A 25141-nucleotide genomic window follows, 5' to 3' on the forward strand; every position below is an offset into this window, starting at 1 on the left:
CGCCATGATGCTCGCCCGACGCGCCTTGCTGCGGCGCCTGGGCGGTGCGCCAGAAGTACGTCGCCCGCCATGGACAGCCACAGCCACAGCCACAGCCAGCGAATTTCTCGAAGGCTGCACACGCTGCAATGCCTGCGTCGACGCTTGCCCCGAGCAAGTGTTGCGCATCGGCGACGGCGGCTATCCGCAGCTGGACTTCACCAACGCCGGCTGCAGCCTGTGCGGTGCCTGCGCGCGCGCCTGCGAAGCCGAGGTGTTCGACCTGAACCGCGAGGCGTTTCCCTGGCGCGCGCAGATCGACGACCACTGCCTGGCCCGCGCCGGCATCCACTGCCGCAGCTGCGACGATGCCTGCGAACCACGCGCCATCCGCTTCCGCCCACAACTCGGCGGCCCCTCCCTGCCTACCCTCGACCCGACCCTGTGCATCGGCTGCGGCGCCTGCGTCTCGCCCTGCCCCGGCAACGCCATCCACCTGAACCGTGAGGCCCACCATGCCTGAGACCCAGATGCCCGAGAGCATCCAGATCGCCAGCCTGATCGTGCACACGCGCCCCGAGCTGCTCGAGGCGGTGAAGGCCAACCTGCTGCGCCTGCCGAACCTGGAAGTCCATCAGCAGAGCGCCCAGGGAAAGCTGGTCGTGCTGCTCGAAGCCGAGCATGAGGCGAGCATCCTCGACAACCTCAATGCCATCCAGAACCTGCCCGGCGTTCTCAACGCGGTGCTGATCTACCACGAGGTCGTCGAGTCGCCGGAAGCCCTGCAGAGAGAACCCCAACCCGAGCTGGCCCAGGCCGGAGGTGCAAGATGAACCTGACCCGCCGCCAGTTCGCCAAGGCGAACGCCGCCGCCATTGCCGCGGCCGCTGCCGGCCTACCGATCCTGAGCTCCGCCAGCAACCTGGTCACCGAGGCGGACATGACCCGCCTGGACTGGAACAAGGCGCCGTGCCGCTTCTGCGGCACCGGCTGCAGCGTGATGGTCGCCACCCGCGACAACAAGGTGGTCGCCACCCACGGCGACATCAAGGCCGAGGTCAACCGCGGGATCAACTGCGTGAAGGGCTACTTCCTGTCCAAGATCATGTACGGCAGCGATCGCCTGACCCGGCCGCTGCTGCGCATGAAGGACGGCAAGTTCGACAAGCAGGGCGAGTTCCAGCCGATCAGCTGGGACGCCGCCTTCGACATCATGGCCGAGAAGTTCAAGGCCGCGCTCAAGGCCAAGGGCCCCACCTCGGTGGGCATGTTCGGCTCCGGGCAATGGACGGTCTGGGAAGGCTACGCCGCCAACAAGCTGTTCAAGGCCGGCCTGCGCAGCAACAACATCGACCCCAACGCGCGGCACTGCATGGCCTCGGCGGTAATGGGCTTCATGCGCAGCTTCGGCATGGACGAGCCGATGGGCTGCTACGACGACATCGAGGCCACCGATACCTTCGTGCTCTGGGGCTCGAACATGGCCGAGATGCACCCGGTGCTCTGGTCGCGGGTCACCGACCGCCGCCTGAGCGCAGGGCAGGCCAAGGTGGCCGTGCTGTCGACCTTCGAGCACCGCAGCTTCGACCTGGCCGATATCCCCATGGTGTTCAAGCCGCAGACCGACCTGTACATCCTCAACTACATCGCCAACCACATCATCGAAAGCGGTGCGGTCAACCGCGATTTCGTCGACAAGCACACCCGCTTCGCCCACGGCGCCGAGGACATCGGCTACGGCCTGCGCCCGGACAACCCGCTGGAGAAGAAGGCGAAGAACGCGGACAAGGCCAACACCTGGACCGACATCGGCTTCGACGAATTCGCCGCCTTCGTCAAACCCTACACGCTGGAGCGCACCGCCAAGGAAACCGGCGTGCCGGCCGAGCGCCTGAAGGCCCTCGCCGAGCTGTATGCCGACCCGAAACGCAAGGTGGTGTCGTTCTGGACCATGGGCTTCAACCAGCACACCCGCGGGGTCTGGGCGAACAACCTGATCTACAACATCCATCTGCTCACCGGGAAGATCAGCGAGCCGGGCAACAGCCCCTTCTCGCTCACCGGCCAACCCTCGGCCTGCGGCACCGCACGCGAGGTCGGCACCTTCTCTCACCGCTTGCCGGCGGACCTGGTGGTAACCAATCCGAAGCACCGCGAGACCGCCGAGAAGATCTGGAAAGTGCCCCCCGGCACCATCCAGGAAAAAATCGGCTTCCACGCCGTGCAACAGAGCCGGATGCTCAAGGACGGCGTGCTCAACGTCTACTGGACCCAGGTCTGCAACAACATGCACGCCGGGCCGAACATCATGCAGGAAGTGCTGCCGGGCTGGCGCAACCCGGAAAACTTCGTGATCGTCTCCGACGTCTATCCGACTGTCTCGGCACAGGCGGCGGACCTGATCCTGCCCAGCGCCATGTGGGTGGAGAAGGAAGGCGCCTTCGGCAACGCCGAGCGCCGCACGCAGTTCTGGCACCAGTTGGTGAAGGCGCCGGGCGAAGCGAAATCCGATCTCTGGCAGCTGGTGGAGTTCTCCAAGCGCTTCACCACCGACGAGGTCTGGCCCGCCGAGCTGCTGGCGAAGGCGCCGCAACTCAAGGGCAAGACGCTCTACGAGGTGCTGTACAAGAACGGCCAGGTGGACGCGTACGACAACGACGAGATCACCAAGGGCTTCGAGAACGACGAGGCCAAGGCCTTCGGCTTCTACATCCAGAAGGGGCTGTTCGAGGAGTACGCCAGCTTCGGCCGTGGCCACGGTCACGACCTCGCGCCCTTCGACGCCTATCACGAGGCGCGCGGCCTGCGCTGGCCGGTGGTCGACGGCAAGGAGACCCGCTGGCGCTACCGCGAGGGCTACGACCCCTACGTCACCGCCGGCAGCGGCGTGCAGTTCTACGGCTACCCGGACAAGAAGGCGATCATCTTCGCCCTGCCCTACGAGCCACCGGCCGAGGCCCCGGACAAGGAATATCCCTTCTGGCTCTCCACCGGACGCGTGCTCGAACACTGGCACACCGGTTCGATGACCCAGCGCGTGCCGGAGCTCTACAAGGCCGTGCCCGACGCCGTGGTGTACATGCACCCCGACGATGCGCGCGACCTGAAGATGCGCCGGGGCAGCGAGGTGAAGGTGATCAGCCGGCGCGGTGAGATCCGCGCGCGCATCGAGACCCGCGGGCGCAACAAGCCGCCGCAGGGACTGGTGTTCGTGCCTTTCTTCGATGCCAACAAGCTGATCAACAAGGTCACGCTGGACGCCACCGACCCGATCTCCAAGCAGACCGACTACAAGAAATGCGCGGTGCGCATCGAACTGGTCAGCCTGGCCTGAGGAACGCGCGATGAAACCGATACTGCCCGCCCTGCTCCTGCTGCTCTTCGCCCTTCCGGCGTTGGCTGCCGACGTCAACTACCCGCTGGACGCCCCGGCCCCGGATGGCCGCCGCCCCGGCGGCACCATCGCCGAAGACCGCCCGGCGCCGCCGCTCGCTGCCGACGAGAACAAGGACATCCGTCGCGAACGCGCCTACCCCGAACAGCCGCCGACCATCCCGCACACCATCGCCGGCTACCGCATCGACACCAACGCCAACAAATGCCTGTCATGCCACAGCCGCGCCAACAGCGCGCGGGTGCAGGCACCGATGATCAGCATCACCCACTACATGGATCGCGACGGCCAGGCGCTGGCGGCCGTGGCGCCCCGGAGATACTTCTGCGTGCAGTGCCACGTGCCGCAGAAGGACGTGCAACCGCTGGTGGGCAACACCTTCGAGGACATCGACAAGATCCTCCAGCGCGACGCGGCCGCCGGGAAGTCCGCCAGCAACGACGACGGCACATCCACCGGCAACCCCTGAGGAGGCGCCATGAAAGCACTATTCGCCTGGCTCAAGGGTTACTGGGTCGTCCTGCGCCGGCCCAGCGTGCATTACAGCCTGGGCTTCCTGACACTGGCCGGGTTCATCGCCGGGATCATCTTCTGGGGCGGCTTCAACACCGCGCTGGAGGCCACCAACTCCGAGCAGTTCTGCACCTCATGCCACGAGATGCGCGACAACGTCTTTGCCGAACTCAAGGACACCATCCACTACACCAACCGTTCCGGTGTGCGCGCCACCTGCCCGGACTGCCACGTGCCGCACAAGTGGACCGACAAGATCGCCCGCAAGATGCAGGCGTCCAAGGAGGTCTGGGGCAAGATCTTCGGCACCATCAACACGCGGGAGAAATTCCTCGATCACCGCCGCGAACTGGCCGAGCACGAATGGGCACGCCTGAAGGCCAACGACTCACTGGAATGCCGCAACTGCCACAACTTCCAGTTCATGGACTTCACCCGCCAGAGCCAGCGCGCCCGACAGATGCACTCCACCGCCCTGGCCTCGGGCGAAGCCACCTGCATCGATTGCCACAAGGGCATCGCCCACCACCTGCCGGACATGACGGGGGTGAAGGGGTGGAATTGAGCCTTGCCTGCACCAGGGTCGCGGAGGGAGTCCGCTCCTACAGAACCTGATACCTGTGTAGGAGCGGACTCCGTCAGCCGGCGAACACCGCATCAAGGGGTTCGCGAGCAAGCTCGCTCCTACGAAGAGCAGTTTCGTACGAGGATGAGTGTGAGGCCCCTGTAGGAGCGAGCTTGCTCGCGAACCCATCTCCGCCACAAACGAAAAGCCCCGGCCAGTGCCGGGGCTTCACTTGACTCAGAAGGGATCAATCAACCGCCCTTCAACGCCTTCAGAATCTTCTGCCCTGCACGCCCATCTGCCGGCGTCAGGCCCAGCTTGTTCTGCTCCTGCTGAATCGCCTTGCGCGTCACGTCGCCGATCATTCCATCCGCCTGGCCGATGTCGTAGCCGCGCTGGATCAGCAGCTCCTGCAGCTCCTTGCGCTGCGCCCGGCTCAGCCCCGGATCGTCGGTCGGCCAGGGCGTGCGCAGGCCCTGCTCACCGCGCAGTCGATCAGACAGCAGGGCGATGGCCAGCGCATAGCTTTCCGCCGCATTGTAGGAATAGATCGCGTCATAGTTGCGCAGCACCAGGAAAGCCGGCCCGTTGGCACCGGCCGGCAGCAGGATCGCCGCCTTGGAGTCGACGCTGGGGATCGGCTGGCCGTCGATGCGCTTCACGCCACGACTGGTCCAGTCTGACAGCGCCCGGCGTTTGGTGCGCCCAGCCAAGGAGGCATCGAACCCCGCTGGCAACTTCACCTCGTAGCCCCAGGGCTGGCCCTCGCGCCAACCGGCCTTGCGCAGGTAGTTGGCGGTGGACGCCAGGGCGTCGGCGGTGCTGCCCACCAGATCGCGGTGGCCGTCGCCGTCGAAGTCCTCGGCGATGCGCGCGTAGGTAGACGGCATGAACTGCGTCTGGCCAAAGGCGCCAGCCCAGGAACCGGTGATGCCGCTGTCACGGATATCGCCCTGCTGCAGCAGCTTCAGAGTGGCAATGAACTCGCCCTGGAAGAACGCCTGGCGCCGCCCATAGCAGGACAGCGTCGACAGCGAGACCAGCAGCGGCCGCTTGCCGGTGATGCGGCCGTAGTCGCTCTCCACCCCCCACACGGCGACCACCGTTGCCGGGTCGACCTGGTAGCGCGCGGCAACCTTGCGCAGCAGGTCGGCGTGCTCGGCCATGCGCGCCTTGCCGTCGGCGACGCGCTGGTCGTCCACCAGCCCGGCCAGGTAGTCCCAGATCGGCGTGGTGAACTCTGGTTGCGCATCGAGCAGTGGCAGCACGGTCATGTCCGGCTGCAGGCCCTGGGTGAACTGCGCAAAACTGGCAGCGCTGACGCCCTTGGCCTGGGCAGCGCCCTGCAGGCGGTTCAGGCAGGAACCGAAATCGTCGCCCGTCGCAGCCTGCGCCAGTGCCGCCGGCAGCAGCAGGGACAAGGCCAGGGAAGCGCGACGCGCGATGGAGGAAGTCTTCATTGGTGTCGAATACTCAGATCGGTGAAGGTAGCGCGCCCGCCCTCGCTGGCGGGCCCGCGATTGTCCTGCAGGTAAAGGCCTGCCTTGAAGTACAGGCCCTGATAGGCCCATTTCGTATCCAGTTGCTGACTGACCTGGCCATCCTGGACCTGCACACTCAGCACTCCGCTGCTGGACACGCCCAGCCGGTAGGTAAAGGTATCGCCCAGGGGAATGCCGTCATAGACGGTATAGGTGCGCGTGGTGATGTCATCCGGCCTATCGCGAACCAGCGCCTGTACCCGCGCCTTGTCCAGGCGCTGCTGGTAGACCAGCTTGACCAGCGGCAGGGCCTCGGCGCTGCCGCTGCCATTGCTGTGGATCTGCCCGATCACCATGCGCCGGCTGGAAGGCACGGCCTCCACGCGCAGGGTGGCGACCATCTGGTTCTCCGCCAACGGGTAGCGCCAGGTCACCAGGCGGCCGTCCGGCCTGGTCTCGCGCAATTCGGTGCGGGGATATTCGCTGCCGCTGGTATGGGCGCCGTTCACCGGCACCCAGAACTCCACGCCATCGGCGCTGCGGCGAAAATACGGGCTCTCGTAGTCACGGCCGAGTTTCGCCGTGGAAATGGTCGCGGCCGGGCCGCGTTGGGGAATGGTCAGATTCCAGGTGCTCAGGTCCAACATCGGCCTATCGCTTCGCGGGTCAGGACATGGGCGCAAGGGTAGACGACGCTGTCTGACTTTTCACTCGTCCGGCGTTCTATCTTTCGACCAACAACCGCGCCCTTGAGCGGCTGCGTGCATTCTGCACGAGCGTTTTCCGCCTCAACGGCTATCTTCAAGGTTCCCCGCTCAGGAGAGTCACCATGCGCCTGCTCACCGCCCTGCTGCTGTTCGCCTTCGCGGCCAGCGCTTCCGCCGCGATCAAGACCCAGGAAATCCCCTACGAATCCACTGACGGCACGAAGATGATCGGCTACTTCGCCTACGACGATGCCAAATCCGGCATCCGCCCCGGCGTTATCGTCGTCCATGAGTTCTGGGGCCTGAACGACTACGCGAAAAGCCGCGCCCGGCAGCTCGCCGAACTGGGCTACAGCGCGCTGGCCATCGACATGTACGGCAACGGCAAGCACACCGACCACCCCAATGACGCCAAGGCCTTCATGGCCGAGGCGCTGAAGAACGCCGACGCCGCCAAGGCACGCTTCCAGGCCGGGCTGGAACTGCTGAAGAAGCAGCCGCAGACCGACCCGAGCAAGATCGCCGCAATCGGCTATTGCTTCGGCGGCAAGGTGGTGCTGGACATGGCCCGCGCCGGCCTGCCGCTGGCCGGCGTGGCCAGCTTCCACGGCGTGCTGGCGACCCAGACGCCGGCGCAGCCGGGGGCGATCAAGGCGAAAATCCTGGTCGAGCATGGCGGCGCCGATACGCTGGTGCCCGCCGAGAGCGTCGCAGCCTTCAAGACCGAGATGGACAACGCCAAGGCCGACTACAAGCTGGTGGTCCAGCCCGGCGCCAAGCACAGCTTCACCAGCCCGGACGCCGACAAGCACAAGGGCCATGGCCTGGACGTGGGCTACGACAAGACTGCCGACCAGAAGTCCTGGGCGGACCTGCAGGCCTTCTTCAAGGAAATCTTCGACGTGAAGCCCGAGGGCGCGTAAAAACGTCGGGCAATAAAAAACGGGAGCCCATTCGGGCTCCCGCACTCAATCAAGTGTAAAGGTCGGAGCCCACCGTGGCGGCACTCCAACAACAACCTCACCTGCGTCCCCTTGGGAACGCGGGGCGCAGTGTGTCAAAGCTTGTCGGATGAATCCGTACGCCTTTGGTGAAGGTTTGCAAACGAATGTAAGTGCCGCGTGACTGGTGGGCCACGTTCTGGCGCGGCAGAATGTTCCCATGACCGCCCTTCCCGACTTCTGCACCCCTCTCGACGCCGACTGGCCGCTGCCCACGCCCCTGGCCGGCTGCCAGTTGCGCAGCACCCGCTTCGACCGCCAGCGCCTGCAACACGGCGACTTCGCGCTGAGCCGCGTCGAGGCGCCGGCCAATATCCAGCGTTCCGTTGCCAAGCGTCAGGCCGAGTACCTGGCCGGCCGCCTCTGCGCCCGTGAAGCGTTGCTGGCCGCAGGCAGCGAGGCCTGGGTACCCGGTACGGATGAAGAGCGAGCGCCGGTCTGGCCGGCAGGCTTCTGTGGCTCGATCACCCATGGTGACGGCTGGGCCGCGGCAATAGTCGCCCGTGACAGCCACTGGCGCGGGCTCGGACTGGACGTGGAAAACCGCCTGGAAACCACGCGAGCGGAGCGACTGGCCGCGGAAATCCTGACGCCGGACGAACTGGCGCGCCTCGACCCGCAGCAGGCGGCACTGCAGGTCACCCTCACCTTTTCCCTCAAGGAAAGCCTGTTCAAGGCGCTCTTCCCGCTGGTGCGCAAGCGTTTCTACTTCGAGCACGCCGAGCTGCTGAGCTGGTCCGCCGGTGGCCACGCACGCCTGCGGCTGCTCACCGATCTCTCGGCGGAATGGCACCACGGCAAGGAGATCGACGGACAGTTCAGCCTGTTCGATGAGCGCCTGCTGAGCCTGGTGGCTATTCCTTCGATCGAGGGCAGCGTGTGATCGCTGCGACTGACAGACACACCTGAAAGTCTTGACTTAAAAGTCAGAATTTGGCGTCATGCACGCCGTCCAGGCGTTCCCGTACCTCCTTTGCTCCTCAGATTTTGCCTTCAGAGGAATCGTCAGCAGGTCAAGCGGTATATAGAATCGTATACAGCCAAACGGCAACGTCTGGTTCTTGGGGTCCCCACAAAAAGAAATGACCATCGGAGCAAACGTAATGACCAGAAACACCCTGGCGCTCGCCATTGCGGCCAGCTCGCTCGGCCTCATCGCGCAATCGGCACACGCCGGCGGCTTCATCGAAGACAGCAAGGCCAGCCTGACCCTGCGCAACTTCTACATCAACACCGACAACCGCAACGGCCCCGCCTCGCCCAGCAAGCAGGAAGAATGGGGCCAGGGCTTCATGCTCAACTATTCCTCGGGCTTCACCCAGGGCACCGTGGGCTTCGGCGTCGACGCCCTGGGCCTGCTCGGCGTGCGCCTGGACGGTGGCGGCAAATCCGGCAAGGCCGGCATCGACCGCCAGCCCGGCACCATCTTCCCGCTGGAAAGCGATGGCAGCGCCGTCGACGAATTCAGCAGCTTAGGGCTTACCGCCAAGGCGAAGATCTCCAAGACCGAATTCCGCTACGGCACCCTGCAGCCCAAGCTGCCGGTGGTGGTCTACAACGACGCCCGCCTGCTGCCGATGACCTACGAAGGTGGCCAGGTCACCTCCACGGACATCGACAACCTGACCCTGACCGGCGGCCAGCTGACCCACACTAAGGGCCGCAACTCCACCGACTGGCGCAGCATGTCCATCGCCGGCGCCAACGGCAGCTCTGCCAGCTCCCGCGACAGCAACAAGTTCTACTTCGCCGGCGGCGACTACAAGGCGACCAAGAACCTGACGCTGTCGTACTACTACGGCGAGCTGGACAACTTCTACAAGCAGAACTATCTCGGCCTCGTCCACAGCTTGGCTGTAGGACCGGGCACCCTGAAATCGGATATCCGCGTGTTCATCAGCGACTCCGATGGCAAGAACGGCAGCGCCTCCGGCCGCGCCGACGGCTACGTCAGCAGTGGCTACTACGGTGGCAACAGCCTCAAGGGCGAAGTGGACAACAACGTCTACAGCGGCATGTTCACCTATGCCCTCGGCGGCCACAGCATCGGCGCCGGCTACCAAGTGCTGACCGGTGACAGCGACTTCCCCTACCTGAACCGCGGCGATGGCGAAGGCACCAGCACCTACCTGATCTCCGACGCCCAGCTGCTGAAGTTCAACCGCGCCGGCGAGCGCACCTGGATCGGTCGCTATGCCTACGACTTCGCCGACCTCGGCGTGCCGGGCCTGACCTTCAGCGTGCTCTACCTGAACGCCGACAACATCGACACCAAGCAAGGTGACAAGGGCGAGTGGGAACGCGATATCGCCCTGGGCTACGTGGTTCCGGAAGGCACCTTCAAGGGCCTGGGCCTGGCCTGGAAAAACGCCGCCATGCGCAGCGGCCTGCCGGCGGCCTCCACCCCGGGCGTGCCCAGCCAGCGTGACCAGGACGAGAACCGCCTGATCGTCAGCTACACCATCCCGCTGCTGTAAGACGCGGAATGAAACAAGAAGGGCGGCCATGAGCCGCCCTTCTTGTTTCTGTAGGAGCGAGCTTGCTCGCGAACCTTCGTCGCACCAGAGCCCTCCTCTGCCACAGCTGTTCGCGAGCAAGCTCGCTCCTACAAAGAGTTGCGTCAGGCCAGCAACGCCACCGACTTGATCTGCGCCCAAACCGCCTGCCCGGCATGCAGGCCAAGCTGATCGTGGGAGAAGCGGGTGATCCGCGCCAGCAGCGGCGTTCCGGCCACGTCGAGCTTCACCAGTCGATGCGCCGGATTGTCCGTCGGCACGATCTCGACCACGGTCGCCGGCAACACGTTGAGGATGCTGCTGTGGGCCGCCGGCTCCAGGCTCAGGCTGACGTCCCGCGCCTGCACCTTGATGCGCAACGCCCGGCCCTTTTCCATCGGTGAATGGGCCAGCCGAATGCGTTGTTCGCATCGCGGCAGGGATACCGAGAGCAAGCCGTAATCAGCATCGTGGGAAACCACGTGGCCATCGATCACCACCCCGGCATCTTCCAGATGGGAAATCGGCAGATCAGTACGCGCCAGGGTTTCCATCACCGGGCCGCTGGCAATCGCCTTGCCCTGGTCCAGCAACACCAGGTGATCGGCCAGCCGCGCCACTTCGTCTGGCGAGTGGCTGACGTAGAGAATCGGGATATCCAGTTCGTCGTGCAGGCGTTCCAGGTACGGCAGGATTTCCGCCTTGCGCTTGAGGTCCAGCGCTGCCAGTGGCTCATCCATCAGCAGCAGGCGCGGGCTGGTCAGCAGCGCGCGCGCCATGCCGACGCGCTGGCGTTCGCCACCGGACAAGTGTCCCGGCATGCGCTCCAGCAGATGGCCAATCCCCAGCAGCTCGGTGGCCTGTTTCAGCTCCACGCGATGCTGGTCGCGCGGCACGCGCTTCATCCCGTAGGTGAGGTTGCGCTTCACCGACAGGTGCTCGAACAGGTTGGCATCCTGGAACACGTAACCCAGCGCGCGCTTGTGCGGCGGCAGGAACACGCCCGTTGCGCTGTCCTGCCAGACCTCGCCATTCACCACCAGCCGGCCGAGCGGCGCACGCTCCAGGCCCGCCACGCAGCGCAGGCAGGTGGTCTTGCCGGAACCGGAATGGCCGAACAGTGCAGTCACGCCCTTGCCCGGCAACTGCAGGTCGACGTCCAGGCTGAAGCCCGAATAGGCAATCTGGAAGCGGGCTTCGATGGCGCGCACGGGGATATCCTGCTGCATGCCCACCTCAGGCCCAGGCCGACCGGCCGCGGCGGCTCGCGTAGAGCGCCAGCAGGACGAAGAAGGAGAAGATCACCATGCCGCCGGCCAGCCAATGCGCCTGGGCGTACTCCATGGCCTCGACGTGATCGAATATCTGTACCGACACCACGCGGGTCTTGCCCGGAATGTTGCCGCCGATCATCAACACCACGCCGAACTCACCCACCGTGTGGGCGAAGCCGAGGATGCTGGCGGTGATGAAGCCCGGCCGCGCCAGCGGCAGGACCACCGAGAAGAAGGTATCCAGGGGGCTCGCACGCAGTGTGGCGGCGGCCTCCAGCGGTTTGTCGCCGATCGCCTCGAAGGCGTTCTGCAACGGCTGCACCACGAAGGGCAGCGAATAGAATACCGAGCCCACCACGAGCCCGGCGAAGGTGAACGGCAGCCGCCCCAGGCCCAGGCTCTCGGTCGCCTGACCGATGAAGCCATTGGGGCCCATGGTGATCAGCAGGTAGAAACCGATCACCGTCGGCGGCAGCACCAGCGGCAGCGCCACCACCGCTCCCAGCGGACCTTTGAGCCAGGAGCGGGTGCGCGACAGCCACCAGGCGATCGGCGTGCCGATCAGCAGGAGGATCAGGGTGCTCAGGGCGGCCAGCTCGATGGTGAGCCGGATGGCCAGGAAATCCTCCTGCGTGAGGGGCATCGCGCTTCCTTACTTCTACCTAGTTGAAGAGCATCAGAGCTCGTAACCGTAGGACTTGATCACCGCAGCGGCTTTCGGGCCCTTGAGGTACTCGACCAGGGCCTTGGCGGCGGCGCTGTCCTTGCCCTTGTTGAGGATCACGGCGTCCTGGCGGATCGGGTCGTGCAGGTCAGCCGGGACGATCCAGGCGGAACCGCTGGTCACCTTGCCATCCTTGTAGATCTGCGACAACGCCACGAAGCCCAGCTCCGCGTTGCCGGTGGAGACGAACTGGAAGGCCTGGGTGATGTTCTGGCCTTCGACGATCTTGCCGGCGACCTTGTCCTTCAGGCCGAGCTTGTCGATCACCTGGGTAGCGGCCAGGCCGTAAGGCGCGGCTTTCGGGTTGGCAATGGACAGGTGCTTGTACTCGTTCTTCTTCAGCACCTCGCCCTTGGCATCGACGTAGCCGTCTTTTGCCGACCACAGCGCGAGGGTGCCGATGGCATAAGTGAAGCGCGAACCGGGGACGATTTCCTTCTCGGCTTCGAGTTTCTTCGGCGTGCTGTCGTCGGCGGCGAGGAAGACTTCGAACGGCGCGCCGTTCTTGATCTGGGTGTAGAACTGGCCGGTGGCGCCGTAGGCGGCGACCAGCTTGTGGCCGGTGTCCTTCTCGAAGTCCTTGGCGATCGCCTGGATCGGCGCGGTGAAGTTGGCGGCCACGGCGACCTGCACTTCATCGGCCAGCGCCGAGTGCAGGGTGAAGCAGGAAGCGACCAGCAGGGACAGGCTTGCGAAGCGGTGTTTCATCGTGATGCTCCAGTGGGTTGTTGTTTTCAAGCGTGGAATCGTCAGGACTGGTCTATAAACTCGGTTCAGCCCCGCGTTACGTCCGGCGACAAGCCGGCCATTCAAAACGGTCAAGGAGAGTCATTTCATGAAGGTCAGTGCACGCAACGTCTTCAAGGGCAGCGTCAAGCAACTGCGCAACGGTGCGGTGAACGCGGAAGTCGTGGTCGCCCTGCCCGGCGGCAGCGAACTGGTGGCGATCGTTACCGAGGAAAGCGTCAGGAGCCTGGGCCTGGCCCAAGGCAAGGACGTCATCGCGCTGGTCAAGGCGCCCTGGGTCATGCTGATGACCGAAGCCGAGGACATCCGCCTGTCCGCACGCAACTGCCTGAGCGGCACGGTGAAATCGGTCACCGACGGCGCCGTGAATGCCGAGGTGGTGCTGGGCCTGCCCGGCGGCGCCGAAGTGGTCGCCGTGGTCACCCGCGATGCGGTCAGCGAGCTCGGCCTGGCGGCTGGCGTGAAGGCGACTGCAGTGATCAAAGCGTCCCATGTGATCCTCGGTGTTCCTGCCTGAAACCCTGCGCGGGCCTGTCGCTGACCGGCCCGCTTGCCCTGCCGCAAGCGCTCGTTATAGCAAAAATTACATAACGATACCGGTGACTCTGCAATACCTCTTAAGAGGGCTGTTTCACTGAAGGGAATTGCAGAGCGACACGGCAGGGGCCATCAGCCCGTGATGGCACCGCAGCATTCTGCATTTTTTGACTTCAAGGTCAAATACTGTCTTCGACCTTCGGTGCCTGGCGGCGCGGCCACAGCAGCGTGAAGCATGCCCCGCCGAGCACTTCGCTTTTGGCGATCTGCGCACGGCCGCCGTGCCAGTGGATGATCCGCCGCACGATGGAAAGCCCCAGCCCATGCCCGCCAGTGACACGCGCGCGACTGTCGTCGGCACGGAAGAACGGCTGGAACAAACGGTGCCACTGCGCTTCTGGAACCCCAGGGCCGTCGTCTTCCACGTCGACCTGGCAGCGATCCACACTCACCCGGTAACTCACCCGCACCCGCCCTTCGGCGTATCGCAGCGCATTGGTCATCAGGTTCTGCAGGGCGCGATGCAGGTAGCGCGGCTCGGCCTCGATCCAACTGCCCTGGTCGAACGGCACCAACGCACCCGGCTCGCAGGTGACGGTGATTTCCCGGCGCAGCGGGGCGATCTCCGCCACTACCTGCTCCACCAGCGCGCCCAGCTCGATGCGCTGGTAGCTCAGCGCCGGCGAGCCCTGCTCCAGCCGCGCGTAGGTGAGCATCTCGTCCACCAACTGGTCGAGGTCCTGAATGTCGCCATCCATGCCGTCCATGTACTTGCGCCGTGCTGTGTCGGTCTCGGCGGACTCGATCATCTCCAGCCCGAAGCGCAGCCGCGCCACCGGCGTGCGCAGTTCGTGGGACACCGCGCGCACCAGCTCGCGCTGCACCGTCAGCAACAGGTGCAACTGCTCGGCCATGTGATTGAAGGCCCCGGCGAGGCGCCCCACCGAGTCCGCGCCGCGCACTTCCACGCGGGTATCCAGGCTGCCGCGGGCGATACGCGTGGCGGCGGATTCGAGGCCGCGCAGGCGCTGCTCCAGCCCGCTGATCAACAGGTACAAGGTCAGGCCGATGAGCGTCAGCGCGACGACCACGATGATCGTCAGCAACTGCGGCGGGTACGGGTTCATCTGGTAGATCGGCCCCAGCTCCAGCACCCAGGGCGTGTCGAGGATGCCCGAGAGCACGCGGATCGAATCGCCGCCCTTGCCCAGCGCCATCACCGTATCGCCTTCTTCCACCCGGCGACTCTGGTCGTCGTCGAGGTCGACCTCCTTCAGGCGCAGCAGGTGCACCTCGAAGCCGAAGCGCTTGTCGCGGACGATGCGCGCCAGGTGATAAGGCTGCTCGCTGGCCGGGTAGCGCTTGAGCTCGTCCATCAGCAGGTAGATGGTCGCACGCGCCAGTTGCTCGCTGACCTGCTCCACCTCGCCAGTGAGGATCAGCCCTTCGGCCGCGCTCACCTGGGTCATCACCTTCACTTCATGGGGCGCGCCGGCCTGCACCAGCACCTGGTCGTTCATCAGCCGCGCCCGGCTGCGCCCTTCCATGCCCAGCGCATCCAGGCTGGTGAGTTTCAGCGGAATACCCAGCAGGCGGCTCCACTGGCTCAGTGCGCGCTTGCGGTCCACCTCGCTCATGGGCAGCAGCTCGTCCGCCATCAGGCGGAAGGTGCCGCGCGCCAGGTCCTCGCGGTAGCGCTCGCCGCGCACGTCGTTGACCAGGTGCAGGGTCAGCACGGCCAGCGCGGCGACCGCCACCAGGGTCAGCAGCATGCCGCCGTAGATGCGCAGGAAGATGGATTTCATGGGTGGTTGTTCCGGACAGACGCGGTGCAGGCTGGGAATACCCTCACCCTCTCCCTCTCCCAAAGGGAGAGGGGACTGTTCGGCGTGCGCATGAAGATGGGAGCTCTGCCCGGATGGCTCCGCGGGCGTCGTTCATGACAGGATAACGCCGAATCGGCAGCCAGCACGGACAGCCCCCTCTCCCCTTGGGAGAGGGTTGGGGTGAGGGCCAGCGCCCGCCTCACTCAGCTGCCTCCGAGTTGAGCAACCCGTAATTGTCCAGGCTGAGGAACGCGCCGTCCTTCACCTCGCACTCACGCCGCCGACCTTCCAGCGTGAAGCCCTGGCGCAGCAGCAAGCGGCCGCTGGCAAGGTTCTCCGACTCCACCTCGGCCTCGATGCGGTGCACATTCATATCGCGGAAGGCGTGGCGGCAGATCAGCGGCAGGCATTCGCTCATCACACCCTGCCCCCAATGCTCGGGCAGCAGCCAGTAGCCCAGTTCCAGGCGACGATGCTCCTGCTGCCAGTTATTGAAGCCGCAGCCGCCGAGGATCTCCTCGGGCGCCTCCGGCCGGCAGATCGCCCACCAGATACCACTGCCTTCCTTATGCAGGCGTTCGAACCACTCCATCTGCTCGCGGGTGGCCTCCAGCGTCGCATAGGAGACGCCGTAGTAACGGATCACCTCGGGGTGCGACAGCGCGCGGAATACCGCCGACTGGTCGGCATCGGTGAAGGCGCGCAGGCGGAAGCGCTCGCCGTGCAGCTCGGGGAACGGTGGCACGGCGCTCACGGCTCAGAGCTCCCCGACGAACAGGTAGCCCTTGCTGCGCACCGTCTTGATCAGGCGCGGGTGCATCGGGTCGTCGCCGATCTTCGGGCGGATGCGCGAGATGCGCACGTCGATGGAGCGGTCCTGGCCGTCGTACTCGATGCCGCGCAGGGAGTTGAAGATTTCCTCGCGGGAGAGGATGCGCCCGGCGTTGGCCGCCAGCAGCCAGAGCAGGTCGAACTCGGCGCTGGTCAGCTCGATGGTCTGCTCATCCAGCCAGGCCTCGCGCATGGCATTGTCGATCACCAGCTTGCCAAAGGTCAGGCGCTTGCCGGCAACGGCCGGTACGGCCTCAGCCGGCTCACTGCGCCGCAGCAGGGCGCGGATGCGCGCCAGCAGCACGCGCGGGCGCACCGGCTTGCACACGTAGTCGTCGGCGCCCATCTCCAGGCCCTGCACCTGGTCCATGTCGTCGGTGCGAGCGGTGAGCATCAGGATCGGCCCGTCATAGTCCGGGCGCAGGCGCTTGCAGATGGACAGCCCATCCTCACCCGGCAGCATTAGGTCGAGTACCACCAGGTCCGGCCGCTCGGCCAGCACCCGCTCCACCGCCTTGCCGCCGTGGGACTCGATGGACACCGCCAGGCCGTTGCTCTCCAGGTAGTCCTGGGTCAACTCGGCCAGTCGCTGGTCGTCCTCGACGATGAGAATGCGCGCTTCTTGTTCCACCTTGCCTCCTGATGCGCCATGAGCGAGCGCGGGCATTCTTACTAACAGAGAGTAACTATAGAGAGCCCGCAAAAGCGGCCGGCATTGTAGCCAGATTGCCAGCGCTGCGGCACGCCACCGGCGTAAGCAGGCATTGCGTGAAAAGGTCAAGGGCTGCGCGGTGAGAAACACTACATATTGTGGTAGTGTTCCTTCCCGCACAGCCCCTCCGATGCGTGTGAAAAATCTCTCACCAACCACGACGAACGGTGAAAGGCAGACAGCATCAGGGATAGCGCGAGTTACCCCGCTTCACCCACATTCCATGCACATTTTATCCACAGCTTTTCCCCGTCGCCCCGCCTTGCAAACACCCCCATAGCGCATTATCTTGTATCCCCGTTGCGGTATACCCCTACATCTTGGGGTTGCCACCACGAACCGGACACAAGAAGAAAGTCGAAATCCCGAGCCTGTTCCACGGCTCCTCCGGTTCCACCACAACGTATTCCAGACGTACTGAGGTGCCAGGCGGCCCAGCCCGCAAGGAGCGATTCATGTCGATGGAAATGCGGTACGGGTGTTGCAACGTAACGTTCAACACCACTAGGTATTGTGGTCCCGGCCCGTAAAGCCGGCACCCGAGTTGGGCCAGGGAGGCGCTTCGGGTCATTCCCCCTGTTCCAGAAGAATTCCAGCTCGCGGCTGCAACCGCGGGCGACTGCTCTTTTTGCTCTTTATTTTCGGGACGGCGCCCCTGGCGTCAGCAACACACCAAATTACGAGAACGTGGAGACAACCACCCATGCAAATCGACACCACTCGCGAGAACCCGCAGGCCAACGCGCCGCAGGCCGCCGAATCCGCACAGGATCTGGCCGCCACTGCGCCCGGCCAGCTGCGCGTGATCAAGCGCAACGGCACCGTAGTTCCCTACACCGATGACAAGATCACCGTAGCCATCACCAAGGCGTTCCTCGCCGTGGAAGGCGGCACCGCCGCCGCCTCGTCGCGCATCCATGAGACCGTGCGCCGCCTGACCGAACAGGTCACCGCGACCTTCAAGCGCCGCATGCCCTCCGGTGGCACCATCCACATCGAAGAGATCCAGGACCAGGTCGAACTGTCCCTGATGCGCGCCGGCGAGCAGAAAGTCGCCCGCGACTACGTGATCTACCGCGAAGCCCGTGCCAACGAGCGCAAGACTGCCGGCAACGCCAGCGACATCGCCCAGCCGCACCCGAGCATCCGCATCACCAAGGCCGACGGCAGCACCCAGCCGCTGGACATGGGCCGCCTGCAGACCATCATCCGCGAAGCCTGCGAAGGCCTGGCCGAAGTCGATGGCAGCCTGATCGAACGCGAAACCCTGAAGAACCTGTACGACGGCGTCGCCGAGAAGGACGTCAACACCGCCCTGGTGATGACCGCCCGTACCCTGGTCGAGCGCGAGCCGAACTACTCCTACGTCACCGCCCGCCTGCTGATGGACACCCTGCGCGCCGAAGCCCTCGGCTTCCTGGGCGTCGCCGAGAGCGCCACTCACCACGAGATGGCCGACCTCTACGCCAAGGCCCTGGCCGCCTACGTCGAGAAGGGCTCCGAGTTCGAGCTGATCGACAGCAAGCTCAAAGGCTACGACCTGGCCAAACTGGGCGCCGCGATCAACCACGAGCGCGACCAGCAGTTCACCTACCTCGGCCTGCAGACCCTGTACGACCGCTACTTCATCCACAAGGACGGCATCCGTTTCGAACTGCCGCAGGTCTTCTTCATGCGCGTGGCCATGGGCCTGGCCATCGAAGAGAAGGACCGTGAAGCTCGCGCCATCGAGTTCTACAACCTGCTCTCCTCGTTCGACTACATGTCGTCGACCCCGACCCTGTTCAACGCCGGCACCCTGCGTCCGCAGCTGTCCTCCTGCTACCTGACCACCGTGCCGGACGACCTGTCGGGCATCTACAACGCGATCCACGACAACGCCATGCTGTCGAAATTCGCCGGTGGCCTGGGCAACGACTGGACTCCCGTGCGCGCACTGGGCTCCTACATCAAGGGCACCAACGGCAAATCCCAGGGCGTCGTCCCCTTCCTGAAAGTGGTGAACGACACCGCCGTCGCCGTGAACCAGGGCGGCAAGCGCAAGGGCGCCGTCTGCGCGTACCTGGAAACCTGGCACCTGGACATCGAGGAATTCCTCGAGCTGCGCAAGAACACCGGTGACGACCGTCGCCGTACCCACGACATGAACACCGCGAACTGGATTCCGGACCTGTTCATGAAGCGCGTCTTCGACGACGGCAAGTGGACCCTGTTCTCCCCGTCCGAAGTACCGGACCTGCACGATCTGACCGGCAAGGCCTTCGAAGAGCGCTACGAGTATTACGAAGCCCTGACCGAGTACAACAAGATCAAGGTGTTCAAGGTCGTCCAGGCCAAAGACCTGTGGCGCAAGATGCTCTCCATGCTCTTCGAGACCGGCCACCCGTGGCTGACCTTCAAGGACCCGTGCAACCTGCGCAGCCCGCAGCAGCACGTGGGCGTGGTCCACAGCTCGAACCTGTGCACCGAGATCACCCTGAACACCAACAAGGACGAGATCGCGGTCTGCAACCTGGGCTCGATCAACCTGGTCAACCACATCGTCGACGGCAAGCTGGACACCGCCAAGCTCGAGAAGACCGTGAAGACCGCCGTGCGCATGCTCGATAACGTTATCGACATCAACTACTACTCGGTCCCGCAGGCTCGCAACTCGAACCTCAAGCACCGCCCGGTAGGCCTCGGCATCATGGGCTTCCAGGACGCGCTGTACCTGCAGCACATCGCCTACGGCTCGGACGCTGCCATCGAGTTCGCCGACAAGTCCATGGAAGCGGTGAGCTACTTCGCCATCCAGGCTTCCTGTGACCTGGCCGACGAGCGTGGCGCCTACGAGACCTTCGACGGCTCCCTGTGGTCCAAGGGCATCCTGCCGCTGGACTCCCAGCAGATCCTCATCGAAGCCCGTGGCCAGAAGTACATCGACGTCGACCTGACCGAATCCCTCGACTGGGCTCCGGTACGTGCTCGCGTACAGAAAGGCATCCGTAACTCGAACATCATGGCCATCGCGCCGACCGCGACCATCGCCAACATCACCGGCGTATCGCAGTCCATCGAGCCGACCTACCAGAACCTGTACGTGAAATCGAACCTCTCCGGCGAGTTCACCGTGATCAACCCCTACCTGGTTCGCGACCTCAAGGCGCGCGGCCTGTGGGACCCGGTCATGGTCAACGACCTGAAGTACTACGACGGCTCCGTGCAGCAGATCGAGCGCATCCCGCAAGACCTGAAAGACCTGTACGCCACCGCCTTCGAAGTCGAGACCAAGTGGATCGTCGACGCCGCCAGCCGCCGCCAGAAGTGGATCGATCAGGCCCAGTCCCTGAACCTCTACATCGCCGGCGCCTCGGGCAAGAAACTGGACGTGACCTACCGCATGGCGTGGTTCCGTGGCCTGAAAACCACCTACTACCTCCGTGCCCTGGCCGCCACCAGCACCGAGAAGTCCACCATCAACACCGGCAAGCTCAACGCCGTGTCGGCCGGTGGCAACGATGGCCTGCAAGCCGCCGCTGCCGAGCCGCAACCGGCTCCAGTGCCGCAGGCCTGCAGCATCGACAATCCGGACTGCGAAGCCTGCCAGTAATGGAGTAAGCGGTGCCTCGAAGCGAGGCACCGCCGAAACTGCGGAGTTTCAAAGTCCCCTCTCCCCCCTGGGAGAGGGCTAGGGTGAGGGGCTCTTCCAGGCCCCTCCTCCCTACAGAACAACAGCCTCCTCCGCCGCGCGCCGCGCATGACGGAAGAAGCACAAGCTCTTGGCGTGCACCCCACGCAACCAGACACCAGGCCGCCACAGAACGGCCCACCAGGAGAGGACCCCCATGCTGAGCTGGGACGAATTCGACAAAGAAGACGCCACCGAAGCCAAGGCCGCCCCGGCCGTCGCCCAGGCCGCCGCGCAGAACGCTGACAAACTCGACGCCGACGCCGCAGGCTCCGTCGAAGAAGCGCGCGCCGTATCCGCCAACGACTCCGACGCCGTCGCCCGTGCCAAGCAGGCCCTCGACGCCCTGGACATCCAGGAAGGCCTGGACGATCTCGAAGGCTCCGCCGCCCGCGTACAAGTCGGCGACAAGCAGATGATCAACGCCCGCGCCGACCTCAACCAGCTCGTACCCTTCAAGTACGACTGGGCCTGGCAGAAGTATCTGGATGGTTGCGCCAACCACTGGATGCCCCAGGAAGTGAACATGAACGCCGACATTGCCCTGTGGAAGAGCAAGGACGGCCTCAGCGAAGACGAGCGCCGCATCGTCATGCGCAACCTCGGCTTCTTCTCCACCGCCGACTCCCTGGTTGCCAACAACCTGGTGCTGGCCGTGTACCGCCTGATCACCAACCCCGAGTGCCGCCAGTACATCCTGCGCCAGGCCTTCGAGGAAGCGATCCACACCCACGCCTACCAGTACTGCATCGAATCCCTCGGCATGGATGAAGGCGAAATCTTCAACATGTACCACGAGATTCCTTCGGTCGCGAAGAAAGCCTCCTGGGGCCTGAAGTACACCCGCTCGATCTCCGATCCGAAGTTCGAAACCGGCACCCCGGAAACCGACCGCCAGTTCCTGCGCAACCTGATCGCCTACTACTGCGTCCTGGAAGGCATCTTCTTCTACTGCGGCTTCACCCAGATCCTCTCCATGGGCCGCCGCAACAAGATGACCGGCACCGCCGAGCAGTTCCAGTACATCCTGCGCGACGAATCCATGCACCTGAACTTCGGCATCGACGTGATCAACCAGATCAAGATCGAAAACCCGCACCTGTGGGATGCCCAGATGAAGGACGAGGCCACCCAGATGATCCTCCAGGGCACCCAGCTGGAGATCGAATACGCACGCGACACCATGCCGCGCGGCGTACTGGGTATGAACGCGGCGATGATGGAGGACTACCTCAAGTTCATCGCCAACCGCCGCCTGACCCAGATCGGCCTCAAAGAGGAATACCCGGGCACCAGCAACCCGTTCCCGTGGATGAGCGAAATCATGGACCTGAAGAAGGAAAAGAACTTCTTCGAGACCCGCGTGATCGAGTACCAGACCGGCGGCGCGCTGAGCTGGGACTGACGGAAGTAGTAGCAACACCGCAAGTCAAGACCATTAGAAACGCTGTAACCCGAAATGGAATGTTGGGGCAGTGATTAGAAAGCGAAAAGCCCCGCCTTGTGCGGGGCTTTTTGTTTACCTGGGAGGAACACCATGATTCGTTCGCTGTTGCTTGCATTGCTTTCGATACTCCTTCTGACAGCATGCTCAAGCGACCCCAAATCGCTTTTCAATGAACAAGTATTGAATAGCCATACACCACTGGCACAAACACCGCAGGAGGCTATTCAAAATGCACATGTGGAGTCACTGCCGACCAATCCAGGCTGGAGACCTCCGCAGTGGGAAATTACGCCACAAGAACCGCGGATAATGCTCGATGGCACTCCTTCAAACTATCGAGTTTTCTCTATACACCTCGAACAGAACGAGCCCTTTCAGATCAATGTCGACTCCTGGTGTGTAAACGCCTGTTTAGGTTTCAGCAAGTACGCACTCACTCCCTACCTTATGCTTTTGGATAACCAAGGAACCGTCGTAGCAAGCGGATTTGGCGTAGTGAAGGGGGCTGTGGGCTCCATCAATCAGGAGATCGCCGGTAAAGTGGCAAGTTCGGGGCTCTATTATCTGATTGTCGCAGCAGACAATCGCAATCCGGGGAGAACTGTTGTTGTCGATAACGTGATCATCATCGGAGCTGCCAACAGATCAATCACTCCGTTAAGGATTGGTATGGGCAGTTATCCATTTGGCAGTATTTCCCCATACTTGAGCACTGCAGCAGAGTAAACAGTACGAGAGCGAGCCAGTCGAGCAGGCACCGACTCACTCTTACGCAACGGCTGATATGCATGCAAGGCGAATAACACCCTGCATTATCCGCCGAATACATATCTGGGGAGCTCTCTATAGGCCTCAACATTGGTTCGACGGGAGGGATGTCGGCGGATAACTGGTTCGCAGTTATCCGCACTACGATTGACCGACTCTCCTGGTACCAATAGCTTGGCGGCCAGCGAGCAGCCCGAATTATCTGGCCACAATTCCTACGCCGTAGCTGAAATTTGTGTAGGGCGAATAACGCCCCGCGTTATCCGCCGAACTCCCAAGGTACCCTCCAAACTCCAACCGAGCTCGGAGGGAACCATGCCAAACTACCGACGCGCCTGGGTGCAGGGCGGCACCTACTTCTTCACCGTCACACTGTGCGACAGCCGCTCCAATCTCTTGGTCCGCGAGATCAACTTGCTGCGCCGCGTCATCGCCCAAACTAAACGCAACCATGAATTCCGCATCGACGCTTGGGTCGTGCTGCCCGAGCACATGCATTGCCTATGGACACTGCCACCGGGCGACGCCGATTTCGCCACACGCTGGAAGGTCATCAAATCCGGCTTCGCCCGGCGCATTCCCCATGGTGAGCCACGGAGCATCGAGCAACAGATGCGTGGCCAGCGCCGCATATGGCAGCCGCGCTACTGGGAACATCTGATCCGCGACGAAACGGACTACCAACGGCACTTCGACTACATCCACATCAATCCGGTGAAACACGGCTGGGTAGCGGCTGTTAAGGACTGGCCATATTCCACTTTTCACAGGGCGGTGGCGGAAGGCATCTACACCAACGATTGGGCAGGCGATTTGTCGTTGGATGTGCGGGCGGCGGAGCAGCGGTGAGTACCGGGGCCCGTGCTCTTGTAGGGCGAATAACGCGAAGCGTTATCCGCCGTGTGCGGGTTGGTAACTCGTCACATGTCTCATGCTGGAGCACGTCGTTGAGAAAATCGGCGGATAACTGCTTCGCAGTTATCCGCCCTACGATTGACCGGGTGCCCTGCCGCCAATAGCTTTGCGGCCAGCGCCTAAGAAACGCTTCACGTAGCGGCAATACTGCTCCCGAAAGCAGCGGTGTACCCATTGAGGAAATGGATATGCCCGTCCCTCTTTGTCTTCGCCCCGAAGGCGCTTCGCTGTACCCGCTCTCTTCGCCCTCCTTCTCGGAGGTGCGCCATGTCTGAAGAGTTCCTGATCCCCACCGAATTCACCCGCCACAAGCGCCTGCTGCGCGCCGTGTTGCTGGAAGACCAGTGCTGGTTCTGCGCCCACGATCTGGGTCGGCTGATCGGTTCGCCCTATCTGGCCGAGCGCGTGGAGCGCAACCTGGACGACGACCAGTTCCGCCGCGCCTGGGTGCGCGATGGCAATGGCGAATACGTCGATGAGTTGCTGATCAGCGAGTCGGCGGTGTATGCGGCGCTGATTCACTTCTTCCATCCGGAGAATCGCAGCGTGCGGCAGTGGTTGTCGCAACAGGTGATTCCGACGTTGCGCGACCAGCACCGCACCGACCTGGGCGAACCGCGCCGGGAAATGCTGCGCGGGCCGACGGAGTCGTTGTCGGTGTTGAAGTGGCAAGGCGTGTTGTGGGTGCCGTATCGGCAGTGGCCGGAGCTGAGCGCCCGGCTGGAGGGTGGTGCGTAGGATGGTGTGGAGCGGAGCGATACCCATCGCTCTGCTCGCCCCTTCGCTGCGGTGGTCTCACGTGGGAGCGGACTTTGTCCGCGGTGTTCTTGCCTGTGGTCAGGTGTTCAGCGCCGCTTCGGCGTGCGCGCGGACTTCTCGTTTCGCCCCCTCGGGCGAGTTACTTTCTCAAACGCCAGAAAGTAACCAAAGGTCTTGCCCCTCCATCCGGCTTTTCGCTTCGCGAAAAGTACCCTCGGTTCTTCGGAGTTTCAGGGGCCCGCGGCGAAGGGCCGTCCCTGGCCCATCGCCGCTCTCGCGACATCCATGTCGCTCAACCCCTGAAACTCCGATCACCTTCGGCCTCCTGAAAGGGGCACTCGGAGTGCGCGGGTGTTTCTCTGGAAGACTCACAAAAGGCCAAAGCGAGAGCCGGAGCCGGCAACTTTGTAGAAGCGAGCTTGCTCGCGAACCGCACTCTGCCGCCGCCCGGCAATGGCCGTTTTAGGATGGGGCGGGCGGCGCTCCGCGAGATTGCGATGCCCATGCTGTCCGTGCGTGGGCATTGATGGGTATCGCTGCGCTCCACGCCATCCTACGTTCTTGTTACGCCGTGACTTCGAGGTGGATGGAAACTCTGGAGACAAAGGAAATCCGCTTCTACGGAGAACGTATCCGCACAGCTTTGGCTTTGGCTTTGGCTTTGGCTTTGGCTTGATAAGTCTTCCAGAGAAACACCCGCGCACTCCGAACGCCCCGTTCAGGAGGCCTCGTTGAATTGGAGTTTCAGGGGTTGAGCGACATGGATGTCGCGAGAGCGGCGATGGGCCAGGGATGG

General features: G+C 63.7%; 22 protein-coding genes. 14 read left to right on the top strand and 8 right to left on the bottom strand.

Annotation, left to right across the window (positions count from 1 at the left end; translation table 11 throughout):
• Positions 1-7 precede the first annotated feature (7 nt).
• From napF to A6723_RS13260, 5 genes are read left to right on the top strand one after another with little or no spacing between them, the layout of a single operon-like run.
• Positions 8-502 carry a ferredoxin-type protein NapF gene (napF, locus tag A6723_RS13240; protein ID WP_054910885.1) on the top strand — a complete coding sequence of 165 codons (495 nt, stop codon included), beginning with the start codon at positions 8-10 and terminating at the stop codon, positions 500-502.
• A gap of 7 nt (positions 503-509) precedes the next feature.
• Complete coding sequence (locus A6723_RS13245) at positions 510-812, top strand: chaperone NapD (RefSeq protein WP_054910886.1); 303 nt, start codon at positions 510-512, stop codon at positions 810-812.
• Positions 809-3313, top strand: a complete 2505-nt coding sequence (gene napA, locus A6723_RS13250) for a nitrate reductase catalytic subunit NapA (protein WP_054910879.1) — start codon at positions 809-811, stop codon at positions 3311-3313. The genes A6723_RS13245 and napA overlap by 4 nt, the downstream gene beginning before the upstream one ends.
• Positions 3314-3323: 10 nt before the next feature.
• Complete coding sequence (locus tag A6723_RS13255; RefSeq protein WP_054910880.1) at positions 3324-3842, top strand: nitrate reductase cytochrome c-type subunit; 519 nt, start codon at positions 3324-3326, stop codon at positions 3840-3842.
• Between the two features lie 9 nt (positions 3843-3851).
• On the top strand, positions 3852-4451 hold the full coding sequence (locus A6723_RS13260; RefSeq protein ID WP_054910881.1) for a cytochrome c3 family protein: 600 nt from the start codon (positions 3852-3854) through the stop codon (positions 4449-4451).
• A 251-nt stretch (positions 4452-4702) separates the two neighbouring features.
• Here the strand turns inward: A6723_RS13260 and A6723_RS13265 are convergent, their stop codons facing one another.
• Complete coding sequence (locus A6723_RS13265; protein WP_139092973.1) at positions 4703-5911, bottom strand: lytic murein transglycosylase; 1209 nt, start codon at positions 5909-5911, stop codon at positions 4703-4705.
• Entirely contained in the window at positions 5908-6579 is a 672-nt protein-coding gene (locus A6723_RS13270; RefSeq protein WP_024763127.1) for a polysaccharide lyase family 7 protein, read from the bottom strand. The genes A6723_RS13265 and A6723_RS13270 overlap by 4 nt, the downstream gene beginning before the upstream one ends.
• A gap of 182 nt (positions 6580-6761) precedes the next feature.
• Between A6723_RS13270 and A6723_RS13275 the strand changes: the two genes are divergently transcribed.
• From A6723_RS13275 to A6723_RS13285, 3 genes are all read left to right on the top strand, one after another.
• The gene (locus A6723_RS13275) at positions 6762-7562 is read left to right on the top strand and encodes a dienelactone hydrolase family protein (protein WP_054910882.1); all 801 of its coding nucleotides are present in this window, start codon (positions 6762-6764) and stop codon (positions 7560-7562) included.
• A gap of 238 nt (positions 7563-7800) precedes the next feature.
• Positions 7801-8523: a 4'-phosphopantetheinyl transferase gene (locus tag A6723_RS13280; RefSeq protein ID WP_054910883.1), complete on the top strand. Its 723-nt coding sequence runs from the start codon at positions 7801-7803 to the stop codon at positions 8521-8523.
• 220 nt (positions 8524-8743) lie between these two features.
• Positions 8744-10117: an OprD family porin gene (locus A6723_RS13285; protein ID WP_139092974.1), complete on the top strand. Its 1374-nt coding sequence runs from the start codon at positions 8744-8746 to the stop codon at positions 10115-10117.
• Between the two features lie 143 nt (positions 10118-10260).
• Here A6723_RS13285 and modC read toward each other — a convergent pair whose 3' ends face one another.
• Genes modC through modA form a run of 3 tightly spaced genes read right to left on the bottom strand, consistent with a single transcriptional unit; the run spans position 10261 to position 12841 of the window.
• Positions 10261-11364, bottom strand: a complete 1104-nt coding sequence (modC, locus tag A6723_RS13290; RefSeq protein ID WP_054910884.1) for a molybdenum ABC transporter ATP-binding protein — start codon at positions 11362-11364, stop codon at positions 10261-10263.
• 7 nt (positions 11365-11371) lie between these two features.
• Entirely contained in the window at positions 11372-12052 is a 681-nt protein-coding gene (modB, locus tag A6723_RS13295) for a molybdate ABC transporter permease subunit (RefSeq protein ID WP_037017928.1), read from the bottom strand.
• 33 nt (positions 12053-12085) lie between these two features.
• Positions 12086-12841 carry a molybdate ABC transporter substrate-binding protein gene (gene modA / locus A6723_RS13300; protein ID WP_064979703.1) on the bottom strand — a complete coding sequence of 252 codons (756 nt, stop codon included), beginning with the start codon at positions 12839-12841 and terminating at the stop codon, positions 12086-12088.
• Positions 12842-12968: 127 nt separating this feature from the next.
• On the opposite strand from modA, the gene A6723_RS13305 reads away from it, so the two are divergent.
• Positions 12969-13397 (top strand): molybdopterin-binding protein, encoded by a 429-nt coding sequence (locus A6723_RS13305; protein ID WP_054909342.1) that lies wholly within the window; start codon positions 12969-12971, stop codon positions 13395-13397.
• A 199-nt stretch (positions 13398-13596) separates the two neighbouring features.
• Here A6723_RS13305 and A6723_RS13310 read toward each other — a convergent pair whose 3' ends face one another.
• The 3 genes from A6723_RS13310 to A6723_RS13320 form a co-directional block, all read right to left on the bottom strand.
• Positions 13597-15222: an ATP-binding protein gene (locus A6723_RS13310; RefSeq protein WP_054909343.1), complete on the bottom strand. Its 1626-nt coding sequence runs from the start codon at positions 15220-15222 to the stop codon at positions 13597-13599.
• A gap of 220 nt (positions 15223-15442) precedes the next feature.
• Positions 15443-15997 (bottom strand): GNAT family N-acetyltransferase, encoded by a 555-nt coding sequence (locus A6723_RS13315; protein ID WP_139092975.1) that lies wholly within the window; start codon positions 15995-15997, stop codon positions 15443-15445.
• Between the two features lie 3 nt (positions 15998-16000).
• The gene (locus A6723_RS13320) at positions 16001-16705 is read right to left on the bottom strand and encodes a response regulator (RefSeq protein WP_054909344.1); all 705 of its coding nucleotides are present in this window, start codon (positions 16703-16705) and stop codon (positions 16001-16003) included.
• 784 nt (positions 16706-17489) lie between these two features.
• Here A6723_RS13320 and A6723_RS13325 point away from each other — a divergent pair.
• From A6723_RS13325 to A6723_RS13340, 5 genes are all read left to right on the top strand, one after another.
• A complete protein-coding gene (locus tag A6723_RS13325; RefSeq protein ID WP_054909345.1) occupies positions 17490-20378 on the top strand; it encodes a ribonucleoside-diphosphate reductase subunit alpha in 2889 nt (962 codons plus the stop codon).
• A 235-nt stretch (positions 20379-20613) separates the two neighbouring features.
• Positions 20614-21861, top strand: coding sequence for a ribonucleotide-diphosphate reductase subunit beta (locus tag A6723_RS13330; RefSeq protein ID WP_045217833.1), 1248 nt, complete (start codon positions 20614-20616; stop codon positions 21859-21861).
• A 132-nt stretch (positions 21862-21993) separates the two neighbouring features.
• Positions 21994-22629, top strand: coding sequence for a hypothetical protein (locus A6723_RS31260; protein WP_082450734.1), 636 nt, complete (start codon positions 21994-21996; stop codon positions 22627-22629).
• A 357-nt stretch (positions 22630-22986) separates the two neighbouring features.
• Positions 22987-23520, top strand: coding sequence for a transposase (locus A6723_RS13335; RefSeq protein WP_054909346.1), 534 nt, complete (start codon positions 22987-22989; stop codon positions 23518-23520).
• A 333-nt stretch (positions 23521-23853) separates the two neighbouring features.
• Complete coding sequence (locus A6723_RS13340) at positions 23854-24324, top strand: Bro-N domain-containing protein (protein ID WP_054909347.1); 471 nt, start codon at positions 23854-23856, stop codon at positions 24322-24324.
• The last annotated feature ends 817 nt before the right edge of the window (positions 24325-25141 follow it).

Origin of the sequence: Pseudomonas sp. AU11447 (assembly GCF_001672555.2) — a bacterium.
Lineage (GTDB): Bacteria > Pseudomonadota > Gammaproteobacteria > Pseudomonadales > Pseudomonadaceae > Pseudomonas > Pseudomonas nitroreducens.

Bases quoted from the DNA above. Each gene is read 5' to 3' on its own strand.
- A6723_RS31260 (WP_082450734.1), top strand. From the start codon at position 21,994: ATGATTCGTTCGCTGTTGCTTGCATTGCTTTCGATACTCCTTCTGACA.
- A6723_RS13330 (WP_045217833.1), top strand. From the start codon at position 20,614: ATGCTGAGCTGGGACGAATTCGACAAAGAAGACGCCACCGAAGCCAAG.
- A6723_RS13270 (WP_024763127.1), bottom strand. From the start codon at position 6,579: ATGTTGGACCTGAGCACCTGGAATCTGACCATTCCCCAACGCGGCCCG.
- napF (WP_054910885.1), top strand. From the start codon at position 8: ATGCTCGCCCGACGCGCCTTGCTGCGGCGCCTGGGCGGTGCGCCAGAA.
- A6723_RS13275 (WP_054910882.1), top strand. From the start codon at position 6,762: ATGCGCCTGCTCACCGCCCTGCTGCTGTTCGCCTTCGCGGCCAGCGCT.
- A6723_RS13335 (WP_054909346.1), top strand. From the start codon at position 22,987: ATGCCAAACTACCGACGCGCCTGGGTGCAGGGCGGCACCTACTTCTTC.
- A6723_RS13310 (WP_054909343.1), bottom strand. From the start codon at position 15,222: ATGAAATCCATCTTCCTGCGCATCTACGGCGGCATGCTGCTGACCCTG.
- A6723_RS13325 (WP_054909345.1), top strand. From the start codon at position 17,490: ATGCAAATCGACACCACTCGCGAGAACCCGCAGGCCAACGCGCCGCAG.
- A6723_RS13255 (WP_054910880.1), top strand. From the start codon at position 3,324: ATGAAACCGATACTGCCCGCCCTGCTCCTGCTGCTCTTCGCCCTTCCG.
- A6723_RS13285 (WP_139092974.1), top strand. From the start codon at position 8,744: ATGACCAGAAACACCCTGGCGCTCGCCATTGCGGCCAGCTCGCTCGGC.
- A6723_RS13305 (WP_054909342.1), top strand. From the start codon at position 12,969: ATGAAGGTCAGTGCACGCAACGTCTTCAAGGGCAGCGTCAAGCAACTG.
- modA (WP_064979703.1), bottom strand. From the start codon at position 12,841: ATGAAACACCGCTTCGCAAGCCTGTCCCTGCTGGTCGCTTCCTGCTTC.
- A6723_RS13245 (WP_054910886.1), top strand. From the start codon at position 510: ATGCCCGAGAGCATCCAGATCGCCAGCCTGATCGTGCACACGCGCCCC.
- A6723_RS13260 (WP_054910881.1), top strand. From the start codon at position 3,852: ATGAAAGCACTATTCGCCTGGCTCAAGGGTTACTGGGTCGTCCTGCGC.
- napA (WP_054910879.1), top strand. From the start codon at position 809: ATGAACCTGACCCGCCGCCAGTTCGCCAAGGCGAACGCCGCCGCCATT.
- modB (WP_037017928.1), bottom strand. From the start codon at position 12,052: ATGCCCCTCACGCAGGAGGATTTCCTGGCCATCCGGCTCACCATCGAG.
- A6723_RS13340 (WP_054909347.1), top strand. From the start codon at position 23,854: ATGTCTGAAGAGTTCCTGATCCCCACCGAATTCACCCGCCACAAGCGC.
- modC (WP_054910884.1), bottom strand. From the start codon at position 11,364: ATGCAGCAGGATATCCCCGTGCGCGCCATCGAAGCCCGCTTCCAGATT.
- A6723_RS13280 (WP_054910883.1), top strand. From the start codon at position 7,801: ATGACCGCCCTTCCCGACTTCTGCACCCCTCTCGACGCCGACTGGCCG.
- A6723_RS13265 (WP_139092973.1), bottom strand. From the start codon at position 5,911: ATGAAGACTTCCTCCATCGCGCGTCGCGCTTCCCTGGCCTTGTCCCTG.